This window comes from Pleionea sediminis (genome assembly GCF_007570825.1).
GTDB lineage: Bacteria > Pseudomonadota > Gammaproteobacteria > Enterobacterales > Kangiellaceae > Pleionea > Pleionea sediminis.
Genome location: NZ_SUNB01000003.1, coordinates 275,789 through 302,004, shown reverse-complemented (window position 1 = coordinate 302,004; position 26,216 = coordinate 275,789). Strand labels below are relative to the sequence as shown.

Below are 26,216 nucleotides of genomic sequence, written 5' to 3'. Positions count from 1 at the left end.
GGTTAGCATTAGCCATCTTAAATGCTGTAGAGAATGAATACTATGTCGAAACCTGGCCCGGTAATGCTGGATTTGAAAGGAACTACCATTGACGCTGAAGAGCGTGAGATGTTGCATCATCCTGCTTGTGGTGGCGTAATTCTTTTTTCTCGCAACATTGAAAATGCCAGACAGATTCGAGACTTGAATCAACAAATCCTCAAAATCCGTCCTACGTTACTACTGGCTGTTGATCAAGAGGGCGGGCGTGTGCAACGTTTGAAAGATGGATATTCAATTTTGCCGCCATTACGTCATATAGAATCGACTGCCAACCATGATATGACATTGGCGAGTGAGCGTTCATACCATCACGCACGCTTGATGGCGTTAGAAACTATGGCATCAGGATTTGATATCAGTTTTACTCCATGTTTGGATGTGTGTAATTCGAGCAGTCGCGTTATTGGCGAGCGAGCCTTTCACGAAGAGCCTGCCAAAATTATTGAGTTGGCGACCCGTTATTTAGAAGGTATGCATTCGGTAGGAATGGCGGCAACAGGGAAACATTTTCCTGGGCACGGTTTCGTTGAAGGCGACTCACACGTCGAAATGCCTGTTGATAAACGCTCGCTATCTGAAATTGAGCAGGATGATTTAGCTGTCTTTAAAGCATTGGCCAATCAATTAGAAGGCATTATGCCAGCGCACGTCATTTATTCTGCGATCGATGCGGTGCCTGCCGGATTTTCTAACGTTTGGATCGATTCAATATTACGTCAACAATATCAGTTTAATGGTGTTGTGTTTAGCGACGATTTATCCATGAAAGGCGCAGAGCAGGCGGGCGACTATAATGATAGAGCCGATGCGGCAATTGCTGCCGGTTGTGATATGGTTTTAGTGTGTAATACACCCAACGAAGCTGGCAATGTCCTTGAACATTTGCGAAATTATCAAAGTCTCGTATCGAGTGAGCGAATTTTAAAAATGAAAACAGACGGGAAGTGTAATATTGGTTTAGAGAATATTCGCACTGACCGTCGCTGGATTGAATCTTCCAAAGTGGTTTCTACTATATGAATAGTCAAGACAAAAGCGTTTATCAGTTTTTAAAAGAACAATTGTATCATTTGCAGGGTGAGTCTGCGTGGATCACCGAAATCTTCTTAATTGTTCTAGCAACGTTAATCGTTAATTTTGTTTGGCGACGATTGCATGCAAAAATTCTGCAACGTGCGGAGAAATCCAATAACTACTGGGATAATGCATTCGTTGAGGCTCTTGACAGACCAATGACCTGGGCCATTTGGGTAACCGGTATTACTTTTGCGATTGATTCTTCACAGTCGAATTACGTGAGTGATTTAATTCGAATTGAGCTTGACGGTCAAAATCAGGCTGTAATGATTAATGAAGTGATTCTCATTGGTTTATTCGGTTGGTTTTTAACAAGATTTATACGCAAGTCAGAACAGCACTTGATTGCACACCAAGTCGATAAAGAAGAAGATGAGCGAATCGATCATACAACCATAGAAGCGATCAGCAAGTTGCTTCGGGTTTCTGTGACCATCACTGTCGTACTGGTAATTTTGCAAACAATAGGTGTCAGTATTAGTGCGGTGCTTGCCTTTGGTGGTATTGGCGGAATTGCTATTGGTTTCGCCGCGAAAGATTTACTGGCCAACTTTTTCGGTGGATTAATGATTTATCTGGATCGTCCTTTCTCTCATGGTGATTGGGTACGCAGTCCAGATCGCAATATTGAAGGCACTATAGAACATATTGGCTGGCGACAAACGCGCATTCGTACTTTTGATAAACGACCTTTGTATGTTCCCAATGCTGTATTTAATAATATTGCAGTAGAAAATCCTTCTCGGATGACCAATCGTCGAATTTATGAAACGGTAGGCATTCGTTACGATGATATTGGCGCTATGAAATCCATTGTGGATCAGGTGACCGATATGCTGAGAAGCCATGAGGACATTGAGCAAAGTAAAACGTTAATTGTTAATTTCAATGCTTTCTCAGCATCGTCGATCGACTTTTTCATTTATTGCTTTACGAAAACGAAAGACTGGGTTGAGTTTCATGCTGTTAAGCAAGATGTTCTACTAAAAATTGCTGATATTATTGATCAAGCAGGCGCTGAAATTGCGTTTCCAACATCAACGTTGCACGTTAATATGAGTCAACCGGAATTGGCTGGAATTGAACAGAGCAAGGATTAAATAGTCTGCAAAATTAAAAAAGTCAGAGAACTATATTATCTGAATGCGTCGTCTGGCTTTGAAAAGGATTGTCATTAAGAAGCATTGGCTCTTTGCTAGAACCAATGCTTAAAAAAACTTAACTTCGGTGAGCAACAGCGTGAATGACGCGATCGTGCTCAAAATAAACCGTGAAACCATTGTATACCCAACGCGTGATTGGCGGTTCACCTACAGCAGGAATTTCGCGAATGGGCGTACCAAAGTTTTCACGAACGGTATTCATACTTTGACCGGAGCGAGGTTTGTCATAGCTGTTTTGACTTTGCTCACCAATCGCAAGGTTGCCTGTTGCGGCAAACGTTGAAATTGACGTCAAAAAAATACCCGCTAGAAGCCATGTTTTCATGGGCTACTCCTTAGTTGCTAAGCCGCTGTTGTCGCAGCTTCTTCGATTGTAATTTGGTGATATGTTTGATCAAAGCATCTTGATCACGTTCATGCAAATTTCTAAACTCAATGGCAATTTTATGTGCGTCTTTCACGGGGTCGCACTTCACAACCTTGGCTTCGCAATACAAGCCATAACAGTCAGGAAATAACAACAGCTTTAAATGCCACCGTGAATTAATCGGGTAAGGCTTGGGTGACGTAAACTGTAACCCATTACCGCTAATATTCACTTTTTCTTGCTCAAACGAACCTTTTAATTGATTCGCAATGTAATTCGCCAAAATATCGAACTTTTCATTTTGCACTTTTAAATAGTGTGCGATGTCGCGGTGTTTTTCCTGAATCGCGCGAAACGTTTGCGCACTTTCCAGTTCGACCTTGCGCAATTGATTGAGTATTTCAAATTCTTCCGGTAGTGCTTTTACTTCCTTTCCATCAGACGCGTTAAAAGGTATGAGTTGCATAGTTACGCAATCATCAATGCGAAAGAATTCACGTCTTTCTTCATTCTGACTCATTTTTTAACAAAACCTTTGCGCTGCGTCAGGTGGCCCGGTAGCATATGTCGCTCACTGATTGAGCCAGGTCAATAGCGGCTAACGAACTGGGCGAATTGACGGCTCTTTCATTCTTTAAAGAGGTCAATAACCTCAAGTATACATTTGACACCTTAGCACTGATTTAAGCCCTTCGTTAGGACGAACCCAACAGTGTTGGCATCATTATTTAATATAATAGCTTAAAAAACTGTGATAACTTACTAAAAATTAGCGAGTTTTTAAATATATCGTATGAAGTTTCCATTTTCTACCTATGTTGGCCTGAGATATACCCGGGCAAAGCGTAAAAATCACTTTATCTCGTTTATTGCGTTAGCGTCGATGATTGGCATCGCCCTTGGTGTGATGGTGTTAATTACCGTTATGTCAGTGATGAATGGGTTTGAGCGTGAATTGCGAGAGCGAATCCTCGGTACGGTACCGCATATAGTTGTGGGAGAGCGCACTGCAGACGGTTTACAGGACTGGGAAGGATTAGTCGATCGAGTCGTTAAAGATCCTGGAGTGGTAGCAGCATCGCCCTACATTGATTCTACGGCAATGTTCCAAAGCAGTTATGGTGGCACCGAATTTGGTGTCATGCAGGGCGTTTTACCTGAGAAAGAAGCGCAAGTGTCGGTCATTGAGGAATATATGATTCACGGGAGCCTGAATGATCTTAAAGGCGGAGACTACAGTGTAATCGTTGGAGTAGCGTTAGCGAGACGACTGAATTTGTGGCACGGCGACAAAATAACGCTGATGGTTCTCGAGGGTTCGACGGTCTCTCCGGCGGGCATCTCGCCTCGATTCAGGCGCTTTACCATTACTGGCATTTTCGAGACTAAGTCTGAGTTGGACTCGCGCATTGCAATGATTCACATTGAAGATGCCGCAAAACTTGTGCGTAAACCTAACAGCGTTACCGCGTTACGGTTAAAAACCGATGATGTTTTGAGTGCGCATATTGTTGCCCAAAGACTGAGAGCCGAACTTGGGTTTGATTACTGGGTGACGGATTGGAATCGCACTCAAGGACCTCTTTTTAAAGCGATTCAAATGGAAAAGAACATGATGTTCATCTTGTTGACGCTAATCATCGCAGTGGCTGCCTTTAATATTGTTTCTACGATGGTGATGGTGGTGACCGACAAACAGTCCGATATTGCCATTTTGCGAACGCTAGGGGCTTCCCCTGCAACGGTGATGAAAATATTTATGGTTCAGGGAAGTGTCAATGGCGTACTCGGAACCCTATTGGGTGTTATCTCAGGTGTTGCCTTAGCGACCAATTTGCCAGATATCGTTGCCTGGGTAGAAAAGCAGTTTGGGGTTTCTATGGTGCCTGGAGATGTCTATTTTATCGGGTTTTTACCGAGCCAACTCAATACATCGGATGTGACCAATATTACTATTGCGGCGTTATTGATGAGTGTTTTAGCTACCGTTTATCCTGCATGGAGAGCGTCGCGTACCCGTCCAGCGGAGGCTTTGAAGTATGAATAATTCGCCAGTATTACAATCGGAAAATTTATCCAAACGCTATTTGGATGCGGATCGAGAAATTGCTGTGCTGCGTGGCGTGAATTTACAGCTTAACTCTGGCGAGAGTTTATCCATTATTGGCTCGTCTGGTTCCGGTAAAAGCACGTTATTACATCTGTTGGGAGGGTTAGACGATGCCTCATCTGGCGATGTGATTATCATGGGAAAAAGCATTCATAAAATGAACGCTCGGCAACAAGGTGTCTGGCGAAATCAGCACTTGGGGTTTATTTACCAGTTTCACCACTTATTGGCTGAGTTTTCTGCACTTGAGAATGTTGCTATGCCGCTTTTGGTACGTGGCGATGATAAAGCTTCGGCGCTTAAACAGGCGGGTGAAATGATTGATAAAGTTGGTTTGGCGGAGCGAAGTGAGCATAAGCCGGGTGAATTATCCGGTGGTGAACGCCAGCGAATTGCCATTGCCCGAGCATTGGTCACTCGACCGGCTTGTATTCTAGCGGATGAGCCTACTGGAAATCTGGACGAGGAAAATGCCGAACGAGTTTACGAATTGATGCTTGACCTCAACCGAGAGTTAGGAACGAGTCTTATCGTCGTAACCCATGATCGTAAGTTGGCAATGCGGGCTTCTCGCCAACTAGAGCTTCACAATGGCGTTTTAGAAGAAATAATGCCGCATTAATCAATCCGATGACTAGTTGCTGGACTCGCGTGCTTTGTTTCTTTGTGCGGCACGTAATTTCCACTGTCCAGCAACGTGAATGCGCCAAAAAATACGGATGGCAGCGTGGCCAATGATGGCCGATACTAAACCACACACAAAACAACCCAGTAAAAATGGTTGCCATATCTCGCCTAAACTGGTTTTGAGCCACTCCCAGCTGAGCTCAAACTGAAAAGCTTCGCTTGCTTCCGGAAAAAACAATGTGCCGACGTAATAGGCAAAGCCGAATATAACCGGCATGGTTAATGGATTGGTAACCCAGACTAATGCAATGGACAACAAAAGATTGGCGCGAAATAAAATGGCGGCACCAGCCGCTATGAGCATTTGAAAAGGTACAGGAATAAATGCGCAGAATAGGCCGATAGAGAAAGCATGAGCCACAGAATAACGCGTAAGATGCCACAATTGAGGATCGTGTAACGCGTTGCCAAATATTTTGAGAAATCGATTGTCTTTAACGGAAGAAGGGTCCGGTAAATACTTTTTAATGAGCTTACGGGCCATACTGCAGACTAATTAATTAAATGTATAAGAATATTGTAGCCCGTGGGTTATGACATAATCTACCTTTAATCATGGAAAGACGCATTTTAAACGGAGATCAATGAAAAATTTTGCATTTGGGCTTTTACTTGGCTGCAGTTCCCTGTGGTTTTATTCAGAGCTGCCATCAATATTATTTTGGGTGGCAGGAGTCGTATTGTCCGTTATTGCTTATCGTTTTTGTCGTCACTTTCGCTCAACCTGCACTCCTGTTTACGAGAATTTATTGCGTAGCACAGTGCTATTTGCGTTGGCATTTTCATTGGGAAGTTTATGGGCAACTTTAATGGCATCTTATCAATTAAGCTTCCGTTTGCCGGTAACCTCTGAGCGAATCGAAGTGCGTGTTTCTGGACAGGTGTGTTCGATACCAAAGCGTTCGGATTCTGAGAAGGGGTCGTCCAGTCGCTTTTTTTTCTGTTTAGCAGCAAACAATGAGTCCATTGATTATCCCATTCGTAAATTACTGCTTTCCTGGTATTACACTGAACGAATGCCTCAAGTGGGAGAGTTTTGGAATGTGACAGCAAGATTAAAAACGCCTTATGCCAAGTTAAATCCTGGAACTTTCGATTTCGAACGATGGGCATTAACAGAGCAAATTGATGCGACAGGCTATGTGGTTGAAGGTGCGCGCATTCATGGAGAGTTTCAATTCGCTAATATCAATCAATGGCGTGCTGAGTTGATCGAGGTATTGCAGCAAGCTACGGCAAAAACCGAGTATCAAGGATGGCACCTGGCGTTAACGGCAGGTTATCGAGAAATGTTGTCTGATGAACATCTCGATACTTTGAAGCGATCAGGTACCGCGCATTTAATTGCTATTTCTGGACTGCATGTCGGATTAGTCTTTTTGTGGGCTTTCAGTGCTGTTAATTTTTTGTGGCGAAGAAGTGCGCGCCTTTGTCTATGGATACCCGCTGAGCGAGTATCTATCCTTTGTGCATTATTGCTGACAACTGGGTTCTCGCTAATGGCGGGATTTGATACGCCCACCCAACGTGCCTTGGTAGCACTAACCATTTTGTCCATCAGTCGTTTAACGCTAATGGAATGGTCTCATTTTTCTTTACTGTCACTCACTTTAATTGTTTTACTTCTTTTGGATCCTCTAAGTGTCTTAAGTGAAGGTTTTTGGCTGTCGATAATCGCTTTGGTGATGATTTATTGGCTTGCTGGAAGTTCGCGCGATAAAGGCTTGGTCTTTTGGCTCAAACTTCAAGCTTTTTTGTCCATTGGCATGGCGGTAGTCGCTTCATTGATGTTTGGCATTTTTAGCATCAATTCGATAGTTGCTAACATTCTCGCAATTCCGATAATCAGTTTTGTCGTGTTGCCACTCGATTTAATTGGCTATTTGGTTGCTTTATTTCATGTTGAAGCAGCGAGTGTATTATTCTCAATCGCAGATTATCCATTACGTTATTTGCTTCAATTCTTACACTTTTTGAATCAATTATTTTCATCATTGTTTTTATCTCAGTCCTTCGCAATGCTCTTATTGATTGGCGTTGGCTGTTTTTTTACAGGATGGATTTTACGTCATCGATTAGTTGTAGTGTTATGTGTAAGTAGTTTCTTAGTCGTATGCATTGGATATGTATTGGATTCGGCTGAGAAAGGAATGTCCGTTCATTTTATTGATGTGGGGCAAGGGCAAAGTATTTTGGTTCAATACGAAGGTTTCAACGCCTTATACGATACTGGATTTGCTAATGATGAATTTAGCACAGCGCAACAAATTATAGCCCCTTATCTATATTCACTTGGGGTTAGTCAGTTGGATGTTTTGATCATCAGCCACAAAGATGTGGATCACAGTGGTGATTTAGAGTGGGTTATCAAGCAATTTAATCCTAAGTCGATTTATTTTGGTGAGGCAACTCGGGGTAATGCAGAAAATTGCTCGCCACAATTAATTAAACATCGAGATATGAAATTGCAAACAACTTCTGTTGCTTCCTACCATTCGAAGATTGATACCAGTGATAAAGCCTCTTTTGCGACAATCAACTTATCTGGTAAAAATGCTTGGCAAGGAAATAACTCATCTTGTTTGGCTCGTTTCACTTTGGGAGAGCAGTCCATCCTCTTAACGGGTGATATAGAAGAAATTGCAGAACGGGAACTCATAAAACAAAATCAGTTTCCATTACAAGCGGATGTTATTTCAGTTCCTCATCATGGCAGCAAAACCTCCTCGACCTGGTCATTTCTTGTGGCGACAAAAGCTGCTATTGGTGTGGTGAGTAATGGTTATTTAAATCGTTTTAATCATCCGGCAATATCAGTTATCTCAAGATATGAAGCTCTGGATATTTCAACTTTGAACACGGCCGATACGGGACGATTATTGATTGAATTTGATGGACAGGGAACCATTGATGTCTCTGCGCATCGAAGTGAGTCAGGTAAGTTTTGGAACCACACACTTGAAAGCAGAATTTTACAACAGAGTGTGATAAATTAGCGCCAATCATTTTTGGGGAGTTTAAACGTGTTATTTGATGTTTTAAAAAACGGCGGATTTGTCATTTGGCCCATTGTGCTCTGTTCAGTTATTGCACTGATTATATGCATTGAGCGCTTTTGGACGTTACGTCGCTCTCGTATTACACCGCGGCATTTGGTGGCGCAAGTTTGGACTTGGGTGAAAAACAATCAGTTGGATAAAAAGAAGTTAAAATCTTTAAAAGATTCTTCGCCACTAGGTGAAATCTTAGCCGCTGGCATTGTTAATCATGCGCATGGGCGTGAAACAATGAAAGAAGCCATTCGTGACTCCGGCCGACAAGTCGTTGTTGGTCTTGAACGCTTCTTAAGTACGTTAGGTACTATTGCGGTGATTACTCCTTTATTAGGACTTCTTGGTACGGTTATCGGGATGATCAAAGTATTTACTGTGATTACCCTTCAAGGCGTGGGTGATGCTAATGCATTAGCAGGCGGTATCTCCGAAGCATTGTTAACCACGGCAGCAGGACTAACAGTCGCTATTCCGGCATTAGTTTTTCATCGGCACTTTGAGCGTAAAGTGGATGAGTTGGTTGTTATCATGGAGGAAGAAGCGTTGAAAATGGTTGAGGTGCTCCACGGTGAGCGAGATATGGTGGAACGATAGGGGACTGCAGTGTTTCATAGTCGCAAAAAACAAGAAGTCTCCGTTAATTTAACGCCATTAATTGATGTTGTCTTTTTATTACTTATCTTTTTTATGGTGTCGACCAGTTTTAATCGAGAGACGCAAATTAAGTTGGAATTACCTCAAGCCAATGGCGATCCGCTTGAGACGCAACCCGAAGTTATTGAGATTAGTGTCGACAGTGAAGGCCGTTATTTTGTCAATGCAAAACCCATTGTGAATACTCAATTAGAAACTTTAATGAAAGCCATAAACATTATTAGTCAGGGCAACAAAGATTTGCCAGTAATTATTAGCGCTGATGCTAACGCGCCCTATCAGTCCGTAGTAACGGCTATGGACGCATCACGTAAAACAGGTTACTTTAATTTTACAATGGCAACGCGTAAGCCAAAGGAATCGAGTCAGTGAGTAAGCCGACAGGGTGGCAGATTTATAAACGACTATTGAAGTACACCAGTCGTTATAAAACGGTTTTTTTTATTGGATTATTCTGCACCGCTATTTCTGCGCTTATTGAAGTTGGATTAATCGCGCAATTTGAAACATTAATTGATGATTTATTGGCGGCAGAGAATATTGATATTCTACGCTGGACGCCCGTGATTTTAATTGTCATCTTGATCGTTCGAGGGTTAGCTACTTTTTTCTCCACTTATTGTATGGAGTGGATCGGTCGACGGATTGTTCATGAACTTCGAACGGATTTATTTAACAAATACTTGTATTTGCCGATTGATTATTTCGAAAAAAATAACAGTGGCGATTTAGTTTCTCGTATTACATTTAATACCGAGACGGTTTCAAACGCAACAACGCAAGCTGTAACCAATTTAATCCGTAGTTTGGCTGGGATTATTGGTGCGTTAACTTACATGTTTTTAACCAGTGTGACTTTAACACTCACTTTTTTAATAGCGGCACCTTTGATTGCTATTGTCGTTAATGTAACGGCTAAGCGATTTCGAAGAATCAGCCATAACATGCAAGATAGCATGGGATTAGTCACGCAATCGACTCAGGAAACAGTTGAAGGCATTCGCGTTGTTAAAACTTTCAGCGGCGAATCTTATGAAAAAAATAAATTTTTTAATTCAAGTAATAAGAATCGTCAGCAAGCAATGAAAATGGTTACGGTCAAAGCTTTTTCATCACCGCTAATTCAGGTTCTGGCCGGTATGGGAATGGCCATTGTTTTTTGGGTTGCTGTTGAGCAGTTTTTGGCGGGCACATTAACAAAGGGATCATTCGTCGCATTTTTTATGCAAATCATGTACATGTTAAAGCCGTTGAAAGATCTATCGAATGTTAATAATGTTTTGCAAAGAGGCATAGCCGGAGCAGAAAGCATTTTTCATGAAGTTGATAAGTCTAATGAAATAAATCAGGGAACCCTTGAACTGGAACGATCTCGAGGGCGTATTGAGTTTGATAACGTATGCTTTGCGTATGATGATAAGGGACCGGTACTTAATAATGTTTCCCTCAATATTGAAAGCGGACAAACGGTTGCGATAGTTGGCCCGTCGGGGAGCGGAAAGTCCACGTTAACCAATTTATTACTGAAATTTTATCATCCTTCAAGTGGTCAAATTCGCTTAGACGGTAATGCGCTTGATGACATTGAGTTGAATTCATTAAGAGAGCAATTTGCCTATGTATCGCAGCAAATTGTGTTGTTCAACGATACGATTAAAGCAAATATTGCTTATGGCGAATTAGCTAAATGCGATGAAGAAGCGCTCAATAGCGCCATTGAAAACGCTTATTTAACCGAGGTTATCGACTCATTTGACGATGGACTAAATACCATGGTGGGAACCAGTGGTTCAAAGCTTTCAGGAGGGCAGCGACAGCGTGTTGCGATCGCTAGGGCTTTGCTGAAAGACGCACCAATTTTGGTTCTCGATGAAGCGACTAGCGCATTGGATAATGAATCAGAAAAGAAGATTCAGTTAGCGTTAGAAAATTTAATGAAGGATCGTACGACAATCGTGATTGCGCATCGTTTATCGACTGTTGAAAATGCCGATAAGATTGTTGTGTTAAAAGAAGGTAAAATCGTGGAGCAGGGTAAGCATGCCGACTTGTTAAGCCAGCAAGGAGAGTACTACCGTCTTTACCAAATGCAATTTTCAGAAGACTGATGAGTACGAATCGAATAGAGACTCTCTGGTATCGTCGATCACTTTTCAGGTGGATACTTTTTCCTATTCATTGCCTTTTATACTGCCTCGTTTTCTTGCGTCGCTTCTTTTTCAAAGTCAGACTTTTCCGAACCCAACATTTCGATGTGCCTGTGTGGGTGGTTGGTAATATAACGGTGGGTGGAACGGGTAAAACCCCGATTATCACCTGGCTGGTAGAATCTTTAAAGCAACGAGGGTTGCAACCGGTGGTTATCAGTCGGGGTTATGGCGGACAAAGTTTTAAATATCCCCTTAAAGTCACTGAAAGTACGAAGGCCGCTGAGTGTGGTGATGAACCAAAAATGCTTTTTAAGCGACTGGATGTTCCTGTTGTGGTTGACCCCTTAAGAACTCGAGCCGTCGAATCGGTTTTAGAAACAATGAAACCGGATGTTATTATCAGCGACGATGGACTCCAACATTACCAGTTAGAGCGAGACTTGGAAATCTGTATTGTTGATGGTTATCGTGGTTGGGGTAATGGCTTGCTTATGCCTATGGGTCCTTTGCGCGAACCGATTAGTCGCGGAAGGTTATGTGACTGGCGGATTATTAATGGCGGACGCCCCGAAATTATTTCAGAGCTGGAGCAAAAGTGGCCGAGTAATGGTCGCTTTGAAGTACAGCCGATATCTCTTATCAATCTTTTGACCGGGGACGAGCTACCTCTGAAAGAAGGTAAAAGCGACCTTCCATTTACTGATTGCGAAGCGGTGTGTGGTATTGGCAATCCGGAAAAATTTAAGGCGACGTTAGATCAATTGTCGTTTCAATTTCATCTTCATGAGTTTAGCGATCATCATCAGTTTATCGTTGAAGATTTTGCGGATTTTAACGACAAAAATATTATAATGACAGAAAAAGACGCTGTTAAATGCCGAGAGTTTGCTCAATCTAGCTGGTGGTACATAAAAGTTGGTGTGAAAGCGGATGCGCGGTTGGAGTCGTTGCTACAAAAGAATATTGAGCGTTTAAAAAATTATAACGATTAAAGGTTATGTCAGTGGATAAAGCAATTTTTGAAATTTTGGTCTGTCCGAGTTGTAATGGAAAATTAAAAATGTCTCAAGAAGGAGATGTCTTAGTTTGCTCATTTGATAAATTAGCTTTTCGCATCAATGATGGTATTCCTAATATGTTGATCGATGCGGCGCAAAAGTTAAGCGACGAAGATATACAATCAATGAGGTTCCGTTAATGGACTTTCACGTAATCATTCCTGCGCGTTTTCAGTCGTCGCGGCTTCCCGGTAAGCCTCTGGCCGATATTGCTGGTAAATCGATGATTCAACGTGTTTATGAACAGGCGAAAGCGTCTGGCGCACAAAGTGTTGCTATAGCAACAGACGATAAGCGTATTCAGGAACATGTGGAATCTTTTTCTGGAACGGTTACCTTAACGCGAGATGATCATGAATCGGGAACGGATAGAATTCGCGAAGCGTGTGAAAAGTTGTCCTTAGATGATGATGCTGTCGTTGTGAATGTTCAGGGCGATGAACCTTTTATACCGCCGCAAACAATACGGCAAGTTGCCAAATTATTAGCTAAACCTGATTCAGTAATGTCAACGCTTTGTGTTCCTATCGACGAAGATTCGGATATACAAAACCCGAATATTGTTAAGGTTGTAAAAACCTTATCCAATCGAGCTATTTACTTTTCTCGTTCTGGTATACCGTTTAATCGCGATGGACAAGCTTTCGATGGACTTCCTTATTTTCGTCATTTGGGAATTTATGGATTTAAGTTTCATTTTTTGAAAACGTTTTCTGATTTACCGGTGTCACAGTTAGAGTCTTGTGAAAAGCTTGAGCAGTTGCGGGCGTTGGAAAATGGTTACCCTATCGAAATAGAAGTTGCTATTGAAAGTCCACCTGCGGGTGTTGATACAGAGAAAGATTTACTTATGGCTATTGAGTATGCACAAGCACAAAAGTCTTAAAGGATTCTACAGATAACTTTTGATAATTATCGGCCGGTTACAATGCGGATTAAGCGAGTTGATTAATGACTGTTAAAGTACTGTTTGTTTGTTTGGGAAATATTTGTCGGTCACCGACAGCAGAGGGTGTTTTTCGACAACGTGTCGATGAAAATGGATTGGCAGATGACATAGAAATCGAATCAGCGGGTACCAGTGGTTATCATGCCGGAGAATTTCCTGATACACGAGCGATAAGTGCTGCACATCGTCGAGGTTACGATATTTCATCAATCACCAGTCGTCAGGTCTCGATGAGTGATTATGAAGAGTTTGATTACATATTGGCAATGGATCGCTCTAATTTGAGCTACCTAATTGACAGTGCGCCGAATCATCATGAAAGTAAGATTCAATTATTCTTGGAATTTGCCAATGGTTTTCGCGAAAAAGAAGTTCCTGATCCTTATTATGGGGGAGACAAGGGGTTTGATCATGTGATTGATCTGATTGAATCGGCTGCAGACGGCTTATTAAATCATTTGCTAGAAAAAAGGGAAGCTTAAAGCTTCCCTTTCAGTTGAATTGATACCGCTTCTTTCCTAGAAAAGTGTATCCTGTTTTTGTTCTGTCGTTGTTTTCTCTTTCTCTAATTTGTCTTTTGACTCTTCTTCGTTTTCTGACGCGTCATTTTCTGAAACCTTTTCTTCCGAAGAGGATGGTTCGAGAGAAGCACCATTGCCTTTGGAGGAAGTCGAGGTACCCGTCGCGTTTGAATCGTCAGAAACAAGGTGTGAAGATTGTTGACTGTCGGAATCTACTTCCGGTGCAGTTTCACTCTCTGTCGCTTCTAATCCAGAAACTTTCTCTTCAGAGTTCAATTGACTGACTGAAGCTGACTCTGTTGCAACTGAATTACCAGCCGCTTCATTTGTCTCAGTTGATGTCTCTACTTCGACAATTGATGCTTTTGCCATAGGACTTTGACTGGCCGACGAGGCATTGGAGTCATTCTCCACTTTTGCTGTGACTGGCGATGATAAGTTTACTTTTGTTTGATGAGTAAACTCTGTTGGCTGTAGTACACCGATAGACTCTGGCTTTGCCATAGGACTTGACGCGTGACCACCAACCGCTGGTGTGGGAGCTGGCTCTACTTGAGAATTTGTTGCTGGTTCTGCTGACGCCACTTCTGCTTGCATTGGCTTTTCTTCAGCTTCAGTTGAGGCCGTTGTCTGTTGCTGAGCGACCGTTTCTTTTGCTTCTACTACTACATTGCTTTCATCAGCTGGAGTTTTATCAGCCTTATCTGCTTTTGGAGACAAGTCAGCATTGGGTGATGACGCTGCAGCAGAACTAACCGCTTTTTGTTCTTCGGCCATTGATGTTGGCTCAGGAGCCGCAACAGATTCTGCGACTGCTGTTGTTGAGTCATTGACCGACTCACTAATCGGCTTTTCAATACTTTTTGCTGACTCAGGAGCAAACTCTTGTGAATCTTGAAGCTTAACATTGGCTTTGGGTTCCGCTTGAGGCTTTTGCTTAACTTGTGGTGACTTTGCTGCCTCTAGTTCAGCTATTTTTTGATTGTTCGCTCGTGCTTCTTTTTGGGCTTCTTGACGTTCAGCTCGTGGAACTCGAGCTTCACGCTGTTTTTGTGGTTCCCGAGATTGCTGCCCATCTTTTTGCTGAGCCTCACGACGCTGCTGATTGCCACCTTTGCGATTCTGTTGATCGTTGCGGTTGGGGCGTTGTTGACGATTACCGCCTTTATTATCGTTTGCCGACCGTTCTTGATTGGCTGAACGTTCGTTATTCTGTGGTTTTTCTTGAGTATTATCTTGCCGACGATTTTGTTTCGCTTTCTGATTTTGACCGCCACCACGTCGTCGTCGTTGATTTTGATTGTTGCGTCCACGCTGATTGCGGTCTTGCTTATCTCCGCTTTTCCCTTTTTTCTTCTTATCTTTTGAATTACCAAACAAAGCGCTGAAAATTCGACTGAGTAATCCAGGCTTTTCAGATTTTTCTTTGGTTTTCTTCTTTTTCGTTGGAGCCGGAGACGTTGGAGCTTGAATCGCTTGAACGGCAGGCACTTCAGAAACTGATCGAGTTGCTGGTGGAGTGTAAGACTTTGGACCTTCTTCTTCGCCGGTTTCAATTTTCAGTTCGAAGCTTCTCTCTTCTGTAACGTCTTCTTCTCTTAAGCGAATGATTTCAAAATGTGGGGTTTCCAAATCAGGATTTGGAATTAAAACCACTTTGGCTTTACGCCGCTTTTCGATAGCCGCGATAATTTTTCGTTTTTCATTCAATAGGAAAGTAGCGACATCTACCGGCAAAAACGCTTGAACTTGCGACGTCGATTCTTTGGTCGCTTCTTCTTCAATTAGGCGGAATATCGAAAGAGCTAATGATTCAATGCCTCGAATGCGACCAACGCCACTGCAGCGAGGGCAGGTTTCTTGACTCGACTCACCCAATGAAGGTTTCAATCTCTGGCGTGACATTTCAAGTAAACCAAATCGAGAGATTCGGCCAATTTGGACGCGTGCGCGGTCTTGCTGTAGAGCTTCGCTTAAACAGCGCTCAACTTCACGTTGATTTTTGACAGGTGACATGTCGATAAAATCAATGACGATTAAGCCACCAATGTCACGCAATCGTAACTGACGAGCAATTTCTTGCGCTGCTTCTAGATTCGTGTTCAGTGCGGTTTCTTCAATATCAGAGCCTTTGGTCGCGCGCGCCGAGTTGATATCAATGGATATCATGGCTTCCGTTGGGTCAATAACAATTGAACCGCCAGAGGGGAGTTGGACTTCGCGCTGAAACGCCGATTCAATTTGTGACTCGATCTGGTAACGGTTGAACAAAGGAAATTCGCGATCCGTGTACAACTTGACGCGATTGACGAAGTCGGGACGAATGACTTTCAGATAGTTTTTGACTTTATCGAAAGCTTCTTGTTTATCAATAATAATTTCGCCAATATCGGGACGAAGCGAATCGCGAACTGCGCGAATTAAAACGTCACTTTCTTGATGAATTAAGAAAGGAGCAGGGCGCGCTTCGGCTTCATTTTGAATCGCATCCCAGATTTTGAGCAACACACCCATATCCCATTGCAGTTCTTCAGCTTCGCGACCAACGCCTGCGGTTCGAACAATGCATCCCATGCCTTTAGGAATATCAAGAGTTCTTAAGGCTGCTTTCAACTCTTCCCGTTCTTCGCCTTCGATACGACGTGAAATACCACCCGCTCGCGGATTATTTGGCATTAAAACAACGTAACATCCAGCTAGACTGATGAAGGTGGTTAAAGCCGCGCCTTTTTGTCCTCGTTCTTCTTTGTCAATTTGAACAATAAGCTCTTGTCCTTCTTCGACGACATCTTTTATGTTGAGACGACCACGAACAGAAGAGTCTTTAAAGTAGCTGCGGGCAATTTCTTTGAGGGGTAAAAATCCGTGACGCTCAGCGCCATAATCGACAAAAGCCGCTTCAAGGCTGGGTTCGATCCGTGTTATTTTTCCTTTGTAAATATTGGCCTTTTTTTGTTCTCGGCCTGGTAGTTCAATATCAAGGTCGTAAAGTTTTTGTCCGTCGACCGAAGCAACACGCAGCTCTTCTTGTTGAGTTGCGTTAATTAACATGCGTTTCATTATTAGAATATCTCTCGCTTTAGTTTTTGCGCAGGAGATGCCTTGGAGAAAGGACGGATCACAGGATCGGAAACGAAGACAACGTACCTTTAATGCCAGTAAGTTGTTCTAGTGTTACGTAACATGTTGAATGTTCAAACAATGTTATGTAAGGATAGGTTTACCTATCTTTCAGTAATGTGCCCTGAGTTTGTACTCTTTGGGGTCACATCACTTTTTGAATTACCTGTGCGCTGCTTAGTCTTAGGTAAGTCTTACGCTGCCCTTTGCTTTTTCAGGTCTCAACCTGCAAAAAATAATATTTATATGTATAAAAAATTCTTGTAGCTAGTTTACAACGACTTAAAGACCAGACTATTGAAAAGGATGATTGCCATCTTTAAGGCTACAAGTGAAAATCTATGAATAAAAGGTACTTTCGTCCTTTTTTAAGTTAACATTTGAAATATAGCAGGGATGCAACACGCCATCAATTTATTTATTAATTAATGCTACAATATGCGTCACATAACCATCTGATTAGTATAAAGAATAGTCACTTTGAGTAAAGTTCAGTTTGTAACCATCGATGCTGACCAAGCCGGTCAGCGGATTGACAACTTTTTAATCACCTTTTTAAAGGGGGTTCCGAAAAGCCGCATCTACCGGATTTTGCGCAAAGGCGAAGTGCGCGTGAACAAAAAACGCGTCAAACCCGTTTATAAGATTCAGGCTGGCGATCAAGTGCGTGTTCCGCCAGTGGAGGTGTCCCAGTCCAGTGAGGCGCCCATCAATATTAATCTTGATAAAGTGCAGCAATTGGAAAGCCAAATCATTTATGAGTCGGATCATGTCATTGTGATTAATAAGCCATCAGGAATTGCAGTTCACGGTGGCAGTGGATTATCTTTCGGAGTGATCGAGGCGTTACGTCAATTACGTCCCGAAGCTCGATATCTGGAACTTGTACATCGTCTTGATCGTGATACAAGCGGTTGTTTGCTGATTGCGAAAAAACGCAGTGCTTTACGTTATTTGCACGAGCAGTTACGTGATAAAAAATTGTACAAAGAATATGTGGCACTGGCCGTAGGGCGGTGGCCAAAATCAACACAGCGTGTGGATGCGCCTTTATTAAAGAATACGCTCAAATCCGGTGAGCGAATTGTTAAAGTGGATGAAGCGGGTAAACCGAGTATTACCGATTTTAAAATAGAACGTAAATATGACGGGTTTACTTTGGTGCAAGCCGTGCCGGTCACTGGGCGAACTCATCAAATTCGCGTGCATGCTCAATTTGCTGGTTGTCCTCTCGTGGGCGATCCTAAGTACGGCAATTCGGATATCGACCGAGAGTTAAATGAATCATTCGGATTTAATCGATTATTTTTACACGCTCGAAAATTAAAGTTTCGCGAACAGCGAGACAGTAAACCCTTGGTCGTATCAGCAGAGTTTGATGAACCCATCGAACAATTAATGAAGAGTTTGAATAATGAAGCAATTTAAAACCATTATTTTCGACTGGGATGGTACTTTGATGGATTCTGCCGGACGCATAGTCTCGGCGATGCAAACGTCGGCGCAACAAGTGGGAATACCTGTTCCCTCGGAAGAGGCTGTCAGACACATTATCGGTTTGAGTTTGGACGCTGTGTTCGAACAATTATTTCCCGATACCGATCCAGCGATTAAACCAGAGCTCTTTGAAGCCTATCGATTCCAATATGTTGAGGGTGATCCCACTCCAAGTCCATTATTTACTGGCGCCGAAGAAGTGTTGCAGTTTTTGAAAACGAAGGGGATTTGCTTGGCTGTTGCTACAGGGAAAGGGCGACAAGGCTTACATCGAGTGATGACGGAGTCGGCCTTAACTCATTATTTTGATGACTCAATTTGTGCTGATGAGGCTGAATCGAAACCACATCCCGACATGATACATCGGCTACTTGAGCGGAATTCTTGGGAAAAACAGTCCGTTTTAATGATCGGTGATACAACACACGATTTACAAATGGCACAAAGTGCGGGCATTCAAAGCCTTGGTGTAAGTTATGGCGCTCACCCAAAAGAAAATTTATTGGCCTTCGATCCTTTACATGTTCTAGATGATATCCGTGAACTAATGGCATTGTATTGATGGAAATTCGCTTCGAATAATAGGGTGTTTGGGTAATCAATGAATAACAGACTTACTCGTTATCTTGATTCAACACTTGATAGCCAAAATGAATCAAGCCTAAATTCAGATGAATGAGTGGCAAGCCGATTAATGCAGTTGGATCGTTGCTACTAATTCGCTCAAATAAGCTTAGACCCAACCCCTCGCATTTGAAACTGCCTGCGCAATTCAGCGGCGACTCCAGGTCGATATAACGTTCTATTTCTTGTAGGGTCAAATTTCTCAATTTAACCTCGGTGGTATCAATATGCTCATAACGTTGTTGATTTTCTGCGTTGAGTAAACATAATGAGGTAAAGAAAGTAATGGTTTGGCCCGACATAATTGCCAATTGCTCGACAGCCAACTCTCGAGACCCTGGTTTGGTCAATTGCTTTTGCGCGACAGAAGCCGATTGGTCAGAAGCAATAATCAGCGCCGGTTTGCCGTCCATTGAGCTTTTTTCAAGAACTGCCGAGGCTTTTTCGCGAGCCAAACGTTTTACCAGAGCACGCGTAGCTTCGCCTGGTTGGGGCGTCTCATCGATCTCTGCCGGTATTATTTCGGCGGAAATTCCCAATTGCGTCAGCTGTTTGGCGCGATAGGGTGAAGCGGATGCAAGGATTATCTTCATAATTACGCTTAACTATATACGATAACCTGTTGTTTTGTATAGTCTATAGCAAGTTGTTAACCGATGGCTTGGGTTTCAATTTAATGGCGTCATGAATAAGGGCTTTTAAAGCCAACTTTTCTTTGACCTTTCAAGCATTTATCTATAGAATTGCGCGCCTATGAAAAAAGCCGACGTTTATTGGTCTATTAATCCATTTAAACTGGCAGAGAATGCCGCTTCGACCGAGCGCCGTTTGCCAGTAGCTAGTTTAGAGCGATTTGCGAGTTTTCTCTCGGATGACTCTGGCGAAATTAACGTTGTTTTTTCTGGATTGAAAGACGAAGACGGTCGCAAGTTACTCAAGTGCAGTTTGTCTGGTGTCGTTACTATGGAATGCCAGACGAGCTTCGAGTCGGTTCCGGTAATCCTTGATAGAGACTTAGTGTTCTATCCTGTGTTGACCGAAGAGGCGATTGCTGCCGCACCCGAACAATATGAGGCGTTCTTGCACGATCAGGATGAGCTCGACTTAGTGAGCTTAGTGGAAGATGAGTTGATTTTATCGTTACCGATGTCGATTAACTCGTCTGAATCACCCAAGCGCATGTCGTTTGGCCCTAAATTAGAGTCGCAAGAAGCTAAAAAGAAGCCCAACCCTTTTGAGGTGTTGGCGCAATTGAAGCAGATTAAACAGAATTCTGAAGACTAGAAGCAATTAGGAGATACGGTAATGGCTGTACAACAGAATCGTAAAACCCGCTCTAAGCGTGGTATGCGTCGTTCACATGATGCGTTAACTGGAGTAACTTTGTCAGAAGATACAACTACTGGTGAAGTTCATCGTCGTCATCACATCACTGAAGATGGCTACTACAAAGGTCGTAAAGTTTTATAAGTTGGCTGAGCTTTTCGCTCAAAATAACGTTATAAAACATTGAGTACAATCACTCTCGCAATAGATTGTATGGGGGGGGACTTTGGTCCCCCCGTTTCTGTTGCGGCATCTAAAAAAGCGCTCGAGAATCATCCAAACCTCTGTTTAAAGTTGTTCGGGGATGAGGCTATTATTGAGCCGCTCCTTCAATCTTTCTCTCCCGAGTTAAAAAGTCGAATTTCGGTTTTCCATACTACTGAAGTCGTCGAAATGGATGACAAACCTTCCGTTGCGTTACGCAATAAAAAAGCTTCTTCAATGCGCAAAGCTATTGAGGCAGTAAGAGATGATCAGGCTGAGGCCTGTGTCAGCGCAGGAAATACGGGAGCGCTAATGGCCTTGTCGCGATTCGTTTTGAAAATGATTCCTGGCATTGACCGACCTGCTATTATCACGGCTATTCCAACAGCAAAAGGTCATACTTATATGCTGGATTTGGGTGCCAATGTCGACTGCGACTCAGAAACTTTATTTCAGTTTGGCATTATGGGATCGGTTTTAAACTCGGCCATTGATCAGATTGAACAGCCGAAGGTTGGGCTGTTAAATATAGGTGAGGAAGAAATAAAAGGTAATGATCAGTTAAAACAAGCTGCTCAGCTGTTGTCGGAGAGCCCTCATATCAACTATATTGGGTTCGTTGAAGGGAATGATATCTTTATGGGAGAGTGTGATGTTGTTGTTACTGATGGATTTACCGGCAACAATGTCCTAAAAGCCAGTGAAGGTGCTGTTCGTTTGTTAGCACAAAAGTTAAAAGCAGTGTTTGAAAAAAATTTGCTTTTTAAATTGATTGGTTTAATGATTCGGCCCATATTGAAATCGTTCAAAGATGACATCGATCCGGATAAGTACAACGGAGCGACGCTCGTCGGTTTGAAAGGCATTGTGATTAAAAGTCATGGTGGTGCATCGGTAGAGGCGACGGTTAATGCGATCGAAGAAGCGATCGCAGAAGTGGAACATAACATTCCCGAACGTATCGCCCAAGAAGTTGAACAAATTGTTAATAGCAGGACACAACCTAATGTATAGCAGAATTTCCGGCACAGGTAGTTATTTACCCGAACAGATACGCACTAACCAAGATTTAGAAAAGATTGTCGAAACCAGCGATCAGTGGATTGTTGAGCGCACCGGAATAAAACAGCGTCATATCGCCGCAGAGACTGATTCAGCTTCGATTCTGGCGGCAAAAGCAGCAGAAAAAGCGATTAAATCAGCGGGTCTTAATAAAGCTGATATCGATATGATTATTTGTGCAACAGCAACGCCTGATCGACTCTTTCCCAGTACAGCGTGTTTTGTCACTCGACATTTAGGGTTAGAAGGGGTTGCTGCGTTTGACGTTACGGCAGCATGTGCTGGTTTCGTTTATGGAATGAGTATTGCCGATCAGTACATTCGTTCCGGTCACAAGAAAAACGTATTAGTGATAGGTACGGAAGTATTATCTCGAATTGTCGATTGGACGGATCGTACGACATGTGTGTTATTCGGCGATGGTGCCGGTGCAGTTGTAATGTCGGCGACTGATGAGCCTGGCATCATGTCGACGCATATTCATGCCGATGGCCAATATGTCGACTTATTATATTCTCCTAATGTTATTCGTGGACAAGAAGAAGGCTGCACTCAGCCTAAAGTATTTATGAGTGGCAATGAAGTTTTCAAAGTGGCGGTCAAAACTTTGAGCAGCATTGTTGACGAAACACTCGAAGCGAATCAATTGCAAAAATCAGATATTGATTGGTTAGTTCCTCATCAGGCTAATATCCGAATCATTCAAGCAACGGCAAAAAAATTACAAATGCCGATGGACCAAGTGGTGGTAACCGTTGATAAGCATGGCAATACATCCAGTGCTTCCATTCCTTTGGCGCTCGATGAAGCTGTCCGGGATGGGCGTATCAAACGCGGACAAAAGGTGTTACTCGAGACTTTTGGCGGTGGTTTTGCTTGGGCATCTGCACTACTAAAATTCTAACAGGAGCAGATTTATGTCTTTAGCCTTTATATTTCCAGGACAGGGATCTCAGTCGGTCGGAATGTTGTCAGCCTTTGCTGAAACAGATATCGTCCGCTCAACCTTCAAAGAAGCTTCCGAGGCTTTGGGGTACGACTTGTGGCAGTTATGCCAAGAAGGCCCAGCTGAAGAGCTTAATAAAACTGAAAAGACACAACCAGCGTTGCTAACAGCAAGCGTTGCATTGTGGCGTTTTTGGACGGCACAAAGTGATAAACAGCCAGAGTTTTTGGCCGGACATAGTTTGGGTGAATACAGCGCGTTAGTCTGTGCCGAAGTATTGTCATTATCCGACGCCGTAAAATTGGTCGAGGCGCGTGGTCAATTCATGCAAGATGCCGTACCCGCGGGCACAGGAAAAATGGCTGCAATTATCGGTTTGGAAGATTCGGCCATTGTTGCAGCTTGTGAGGAAGCCGCCCAAGGTGATGTGGTATCTGCTGTAAATTTTAATTCACCCGGACAAGTTGTGATTGCCGGCAATAGCGATGCTGTTGAACGCGCAATGACCTTGTGTAAAGACAAAGGAGCGAAACGAGCGTTGCCTTTGCCGGTTAGTGTGCCGTCTCATTGTGCTTTAATGAAGCCAGCAGCGGATAAATTAGCTGAGAAGTTACAGACGCTAAGTTTTAATACGCCTGTCATTCCGGTGATTAATAATGTCGATGTAAAACAGGTATCCGATGAAGAAGCCATTAAGGACGCTTTGATTCGGCAATTATACAATCCGGTAAGATGGACAGAGACGGTTGAGGCAATGAAGGCTGCAGGAGCAGATACTTTTGTAGAATGCGGCAGCGGCAATGTTTTATGCGGTCTTAATAAGCGAATTTCGCGTGAGCTCACCAGTCATCCGGTGAAAGAGCCGCAGCAGTTTATTGATATTGCAAATTAGACAGCCGAATAGCAATCATAATTCGATCGAAAACAACTGAATACTTAGGCAAAATGAGTTCGTGACGAATAGAATCACGAGATAATAATCATAAAATTAAACATTCAGGATATTACTATGTCAGATAATGTTCGTTTAGCTTTAGTCACTGGCGCCAGCCGGGGGATTGGTAAAGCTATCGCCGTTGCATTAGGAAAGCAGGGCCACACGGTTGTCGGAACCGCGACATCAGAAGCTGGCGCAGAAAAAATTTCAGCTTATTTTGAAGAACTCGGTATTAAAGGTGCCGGTAAAGTTGTGAACGTCGCCGATAGTGAGTCCATTGATGCATTGTTAAAAGACATCAAAGATTCCTTTGGTGGCACTCCAGAGATTTTAATCAATAATGCCGGTATAACACGTGATAATCTGTTAATGCGAATGAAAGATGATGAATGGAATGATATTTTGCAAACCAATCTAACATCTATTTATCGCTTATCAAAAGCATGTCTGCGCGGTATGACGAAAGCTCGTTGGGGACGAATCATTAGCATTGGTTCTGTGGTTGGTACAACGGGAAACCCTGGTCAGGCAAATTACTCTGCTGCTAAAGCGGCTGTTATTGGTTTTTCAAAATCATTGGCAAAAGAGATTGGTGCTCGCGGTATTACGGTGAACGTAGTCGCCCCCGGATTTATCGATACAGACATGACTCAAGCGTTGGCTGACGAGCAGCGAGAAGCCTTACAAAAGCAAATTGCATTGGGTCGCTTAGGGTCGCCAGAGGACATTGCATCAACGGTTGCCTTCCTGGCTTCTGAAGGTGGTGGCTATATTACAGGCGAAACCATTCATGTTAACGGTGGAATGAATATGGCTTAATCTCATTTTGTGAGATTAAGTTAATGAAATAACTGCTTGATTTTATAAAGGTAAAGCCACGATAATAGCGATATCGCTGTGGTCTGACCAAGAAGTATTTAACACTTGCCACTTGCAAGTTGCTTACGAATCAATAAACTAGCAGCGCATTAATGCCTGTGAATTTGGAGGAAAAACTTAGTCATGAGTACTATTGAAGAGCGCGTTAAGAAGATTGTCGTTGAACAATTGGGCGTGAAAGAAGAAGAAGTTTCAGCAGAATCATCATTTGTTGATGATTTGGGTGCGGATTCTCTTGATACTGTTGAGCTGGTTATGGCTTTGGAAGAAGAATTCGACACCGAAATTCCTGACGAAGAAGCCGAGAAAATCAGTACTGTTCAAGCCGCTGTCGATTACATCAAGGCGAATGTAGAAGGCGCATAAGGCTAAGCTGGCATGCGGATCTATCCGCGCTAGAAATCAGTAAAAACCGCATTGGAAGAGTGCTTTCACTGCGGTTTTTTTAATGGCCTTAATTTGATAAGGCCAACATATCGCAAATATTAAATACATCAGATTGAAGAGTTGCCATTATGAGGCGACGGGAGTGAAAACTGTGAATGGTCGACGTGTAGTTGTTACTGGATTAGGTATGGTTTCCCCACTGGGCTTAAATGTTGAGGACACATGGAAAAATCTCCTCGATGCGAAAAGTGGCGTTGCTCCCATAGAGTCATTCGATGTTAGTCAATTTAATACTCGCTTTAGTGCCTCTGTTAAAAACTTTGACGCAAAAGATTTTATGTCGCCCAAAGATGCGAGAAAGTTTGATCCTTTTGTGCAGTTTGGTATTGCTGCCAGTGTTCAAGCGTTAAAGGACTCTGGTCTCGAAATAAGCGACGACAATGCGTCACGAGTAGGTGTCTGTGTGGGTTCTGGCATTGGCGGATTATCAGCAACGGAAGACAATGTTTTAAAGCTACACAATGCCGGTCCTCGAAAAGTTTCTCCTTTTTACGTTCCGGGTTCAATCATCAACATGGTGTCGGGACAACTCTCTATCATGTACGGTTTGAAAGGCCCTAACATTTCAATTGTTACGGCATGCACCACAGGCGTACATTCTATTGGTCATGCGGCACGGATGATCGCTTATGGCGATGCTGATGCTATGGTTGCTGGCGGTGCTGAGATGGCAACTTGCCCTATTGGTTTGGCTGGGTTTTCTGCAGCCAGAGCACTATCAACACGTAACGATGAACCAATGCAAGCCAGCCGTCCTTGGGATAAAGGACGTGATGGATTTGTTTTAGGCGACGGTGCCGGTGTTATTGTGCTTGAAGATCTTGACAGTGCAAAAGCCCGTGGTGCGAAAATATATGCAGAGTTGACAGGCTTTGGTATGAGTGGCGATGCCCACCACATGACAGCGCCACCTGAGGATGGCTCAGGTGCTGCAGCAGCGATGACAAATGCATTAAATGATGCGAAATTGGATCCTTCTGCTGTTGGCTACATCAATGCTCACGGTACTTCAACGAAAGTTGGTGATTTAGCCGAGTGCTTGGCGATTAAATCGGTCATGAAATCCCATGCTAATACTGTATTAGTGAGCTCAACCAAGTCTGCGATTGGGCACCTATTAGGCGCCGCAGGTAGCGTTGAAGCCGTTTTCAGCATATTGGCGCTGCGTGATCAAATTGCACCTCCAACATTAAATCTCGATGAGCCTGACGAAGGATGTGATCTCGATTTTGTTCCTCACAAAGCGAAAGACGCCAAGCTCGAAAATGTACTCTGTAATAGTTTTGGCTTTGGTGGAACCAACGGTTCTTTGTTATTCAGCAAATTCTGACGGTTGTTTAGAG

General features: G+C 43.0%; 27 protein-coding genes. 22 read left to right on the top strand and 5 right to left on the bottom strand.

The genetic code is table 11. The annotated features are described in order from the left end of the window. Positions 1 to 42: 42 nt before the first annotated feature. Positions 43 to 1,062 carry a beta-N-acetylhexosaminidase gene (nagZ, locus tag FAX86_RS15265; protein WP_164503607.1) on the top strand — a complete coding sequence of 340 codons (1,020 nt, stop codon included), beginning with the start codon at positions 43 to 45 and terminating at the stop codon, positions 1,060 to 1,062. Continuing rightward, the gene (locus FAX86_RS15260) at positions 1,059 to 2,219 is read left to right on the top strand and encodes a mechanosensitive ion channel family protein (RefSeq protein WP_144394328.1); all 1,161 of its coding nucleotides are present in this window, start codon (positions 1,059 to 1,061) and stop codon (positions 2,217 to 2,219) included. Before nagZ ends, FAX86_RS15260 begins: the two co-directional genes overlap by 4 nt. 118 nt (positions 2,220 to 2,337) lie before the next feature. On the opposite strand, the gene FAX86_RS15255 is transcribed toward FAX86_RS15260, so the two are convergent. Together FAX86_RS15255 and FAX86_RS15250 are read right to left on the bottom strand one after the other, a co-directional pair. Next, a complete protein-coding gene (locus FAX86_RS15255; RefSeq protein ID WP_144394327.1) occupies positions 2,338 to 2,607 on the bottom strand; it encodes a phosphodiesterase in 270 nt (89 codons plus the stop codon). A gap of 10 nt (positions 2,608 to 2,617) precedes the next feature. After that, a complete protein-coding gene (locus tag FAX86_RS15250; RefSeq protein WP_144394326.1) occupies positions 2,618 to 3,169 on the bottom strand; it encodes a PilZ domain-containing protein in 552 nt (183 codons plus the stop codon). Positions 3,170 to 3,442: 273 nt separating this feature from the next. Here FAX86_RS15250 and FAX86_RS15245 point away from each other — a divergent pair, with 273 nt between their 5' ends. Both FAX86_RS15245 and lolD read left to right on the top strand, forming a co-directional pair. Beyond that, on the top strand, positions 3,443 to 4,696 hold the full coding sequence (locus FAX86_RS15245; RefSeq protein WP_144394325.1) for a lipoprotein-releasing ABC transporter permease subunit: 1,254 nt from the start codon (positions 3,443 to 3,445) through the stop codon (positions 4,694 to 4,696). After that, positions 4,689 to 5,381, top strand: coding sequence for a lipoprotein-releasing ABC transporter ATP-binding protein LolD (lolD, locus tag FAX86_RS15240; RefSeq protein ID WP_144394324.1), 693 nt, complete (start codon positions 4,689 to 4,691; stop codon positions 5,379 to 5,381). The genes FAX86_RS15245 and lolD overlap by 8 nt, the downstream gene beginning before the upstream one ends. 12 nt (positions 5,382 to 5,393) lie before the next feature. Here lolD and FAX86_RS15235 read toward each other — a convergent pair whose 3' ends face one another. Then, positions 5,394 to 5,930 carry a DUF2062 domain-containing protein gene (locus tag FAX86_RS15235; RefSeq protein WP_144394323.1) on the bottom strand — a complete coding sequence of 179 codons (537 nt, stop codon included), beginning with the start codon at positions 5,928 to 5,930 and terminating at the stop codon, positions 5,394 to 5,396. Between the two features lie 100 nt (positions 5,931 to 6,030). Here FAX86_RS15235 and FAX86_RS15230 point away from each other — a divergent pair, with 100 nt between their 5' ends. The 8 genes from FAX86_RS15230 (at position 6,031) to FAX86_RS15195 (ending at position 13,792) form a co-directional block, all read left to right on the top strand. Continuing rightward, positions 6,031 to 8,442, top strand: a complete 2,412-nt coding sequence (locus tag FAX86_RS15230; protein ID WP_144394322.1) for a DNA internalization-related competence protein ComEC/Rec2 — start codon at positions 6,031 to 6,033, stop codon at positions 8,440 to 8,442. 27 nt (positions 8,443 to 8,469) lie between these two features. Beyond that, on the top strand, positions 8,470 to 9,093 hold the full coding sequence (locus FAX86_RS15225) for a MotA/TolQ/ExbB proton channel family protein (RefSeq protein ID WP_205859224.1): 624 nt from the start codon (positions 8,470 to 8,472) through the stop codon (positions 9,091 to 9,093). Positions 9,094 to 9,102: 9 nt separating this feature from the next. Further along, the gene (locus tag FAX86_RS15220) at positions 9,103 to 9,525 is read left to right on the top strand and encodes an ExbD/TolR family protein (RefSeq protein ID WP_144394320.1); all 423 of its coding nucleotides are present in this window, start codon (positions 9,103 to 9,105) and stop codon (positions 9,523 to 9,525) included. Beyond that, positions 9,522 to 11,261 (top strand): lipid A export permease/ATP-binding protein MsbA, encoded by a 1,740-nt coding sequence (msbA, locus tag FAX86_RS15215; RefSeq protein ID WP_164503606.1) that lies wholly within the window; start codon positions 9,522 to 9,524, stop codon positions 11,259 to 11,261. Before FAX86_RS15220 ends, msbA begins: the two co-directional genes overlap by 4 nt. Continuing rightward, positions 11,261 to 12,295, top strand: a complete 1,035-nt coding sequence (lpxK, locus tag FAX86_RS15210; RefSeq protein WP_144394318.1) for a tetraacyldisaccharide 4'-kinase — start codon at positions 11,261 to 11,263, stop codon at positions 12,293 to 12,295. Before msbA ends, lpxK begins: the two co-directional genes overlap by 1 nt. A gap of 11 nt (positions 12,296 to 12,306) precedes the next feature. Beyond that, on the top strand, positions 12,307 to 12,501 hold the full coding sequence (locus tag FAX86_RS15205; RefSeq protein ID WP_205859223.1) for a Trm112 family protein: 195 nt from the start codon (positions 12,307 to 12,309) through the stop codon (positions 12,499 to 12,501). Next, positions 12,501 to 13,247: a 3-deoxy-manno-octulosonate cytidylyltransferase gene (gene kdsB / locus FAX86_RS15200; RefSeq protein ID WP_144394316.1), complete on the top strand. Its 747-nt coding sequence runs from the start codon at positions 12,501 to 12,503 to the stop codon at positions 13,245 to 13,247. Before FAX86_RS15205 ends, kdsB begins: the two co-directional genes overlap by 1 nt. A gap of 65 nt (positions 13,248 to 13,312) precedes the next feature. Then, entirely contained in the window at positions 13,313 to 13,792 is a 480-nt protein-coding gene (locus tag FAX86_RS15195) for a low molecular weight protein-tyrosine-phosphatase (RefSeq protein WP_144394315.1), read from the top strand. Positions 13,793 to 13,828: 36 nt separating this feature from the next. On the opposite strand, the gene rne is transcribed toward FAX86_RS15195, so the two are convergent. Then, positions 13,829 to 16,891 (bottom strand): ribonuclease E, encoded by a 3,063-nt coding sequence (gene rne, locus FAX86_RS15190; protein ID WP_246128620.1) that lies wholly within the window; start codon positions 16,889 to 16,891, stop codon positions 13,829 to 13,831. A gap of 540 nt (positions 16,892 to 17,431) precedes the next feature. On the opposite strand from rne, the gene rluC reads away from it, so the two are divergent. Further along, positions 17,432 to 18,379 (top strand): 23S rRNA pseudouridine(955/2504/2580) synthase RluC, encoded by a 948-nt coding sequence (gene rluC / locus FAX86_RS15185; protein WP_246128619.1) that lies wholly within the window; start codon positions 17,432 to 17,434, stop codon positions 18,377 to 18,379. Next, the gene (locus tag FAX86_RS15180) at positions 18,366 to 19,010 is read left to right on the top strand and encodes an HAD family hydrolase (protein WP_144394313.1); all 645 of its coding nucleotides are present in this window, start codon (positions 18,366 to 18,368) and stop codon (positions 19,008 to 19,010) included. The genes rluC and FAX86_RS15180 overlap by 14 nt, the downstream gene beginning before the upstream one ends. A 52-nt stretch (positions 19,011 to 19,062) precedes the next feature. Here the strand turns inward: FAX86_RS15180 and FAX86_RS15175 are convergent, their stop codons facing one another. After that, positions 19,063 to 19,665 (bottom strand): Maf family protein, encoded by a 603-nt coding sequence (locus FAX86_RS15175; RefSeq protein WP_144394312.1) that lies wholly within the window; start codon positions 19,663 to 19,665, stop codon positions 19,063 to 19,065. 160 nt (positions 19,666 to 19,825) lie between these two features. On the opposite strand from FAX86_RS15175, the gene FAX86_RS15170 reads away from it, so the two are divergent. The 8 genes from FAX86_RS15170 (at position 19,826) to fabF (ending at position 26,203) form a co-directional block, all read left to right on the top strand. Next, on the top strand, positions 19,826 to 20,356 hold the full coding sequence (locus tag FAX86_RS15170) for a YceD family protein (protein WP_144394311.1): 531 nt from the start codon (positions 19,826 to 19,828) through the stop codon (positions 20,354 to 20,356). Positions 20,357 to 20,377: 21 nt separating this feature from the next. Continuing rightward, on the top strand, positions 20,378 to 20,542 hold the full coding sequence (rpmF, locus tag FAX86_RS15165) for a 50S ribosomal protein L32 (protein ID WP_144394310.1): 165 nt from the start codon (positions 20,378 to 20,380) through the stop codon (positions 20,540 to 20,542). 39 nt (positions 20,543 to 20,581) lie between these two features. Next, complete coding sequence (plsX, locus tag FAX86_RS15160) at positions 20,582 to 21,616, top strand: phosphate acyltransferase PlsX (protein ID WP_205859222.1); 1,035 nt, start codon at positions 20,582 to 20,584, stop codon at positions 21,614 to 21,616. Next, positions 21,609 to 22,568 carry a beta-ketoacyl-ACP synthase III gene (locus FAX86_RS15155; protein WP_144394309.1) on the top strand — a complete coding sequence of 320 codons (960 nt, stop codon included), beginning with the start codon at positions 21,609 to 21,611 and terminating at the stop codon, positions 22,566 to 22,568. Before plsX ends, FAX86_RS15155 begins: the two co-directional genes overlap by 8 nt. A 13-nt stretch (positions 22,569 to 22,581) precedes the next feature. Continuing rightward, positions 22,582 to 23,502 (top strand): ACP S-malonyltransferase, encoded by a 921-nt coding sequence (gene fabD, locus FAX86_RS15150; protein ID WP_144394308.1) that lies wholly within the window; start codon positions 22,582 to 22,584, stop codon positions 23,500 to 23,502. A gap of 117 nt (positions 23,503 to 23,619) precedes the next feature. Beyond that, the gene (gene fabG, locus FAX86_RS15145; RefSeq protein WP_144394307.1) at positions 23,620 to 24,366 is read left to right on the top strand and encodes a 3-oxoacyl-ACP reductase FabG; all 747 of its coding nucleotides are present in this window, start codon (positions 23,620 to 23,622) and stop codon (positions 24,364 to 24,366) included. A 183-nt stretch (positions 24,367 to 24,549) separates the two neighbouring features. Then, positions 24,550 to 24,792, top strand: coding sequence for an acyl carrier protein (gene acpP / locus FAX86_RS15140; RefSeq protein WP_144394306.1), 243 nt, complete (start codon positions 24,550 to 24,552; stop codon positions 24,790 to 24,792). A gap of 172 nt (positions 24,793 to 24,964) precedes the next feature. Then, positions 24,965 to 26,203, top strand: coding sequence for a beta-ketoacyl-ACP synthase II (gene fabF / locus FAX86_RS15135; RefSeq protein WP_144394391.1), 1,239 nt, complete (start codon positions 24,965 to 24,967; stop codon positions 26,201 to 26,203). Positions 26,204 to 26,216 lie beyond the last annotated feature (13 nt).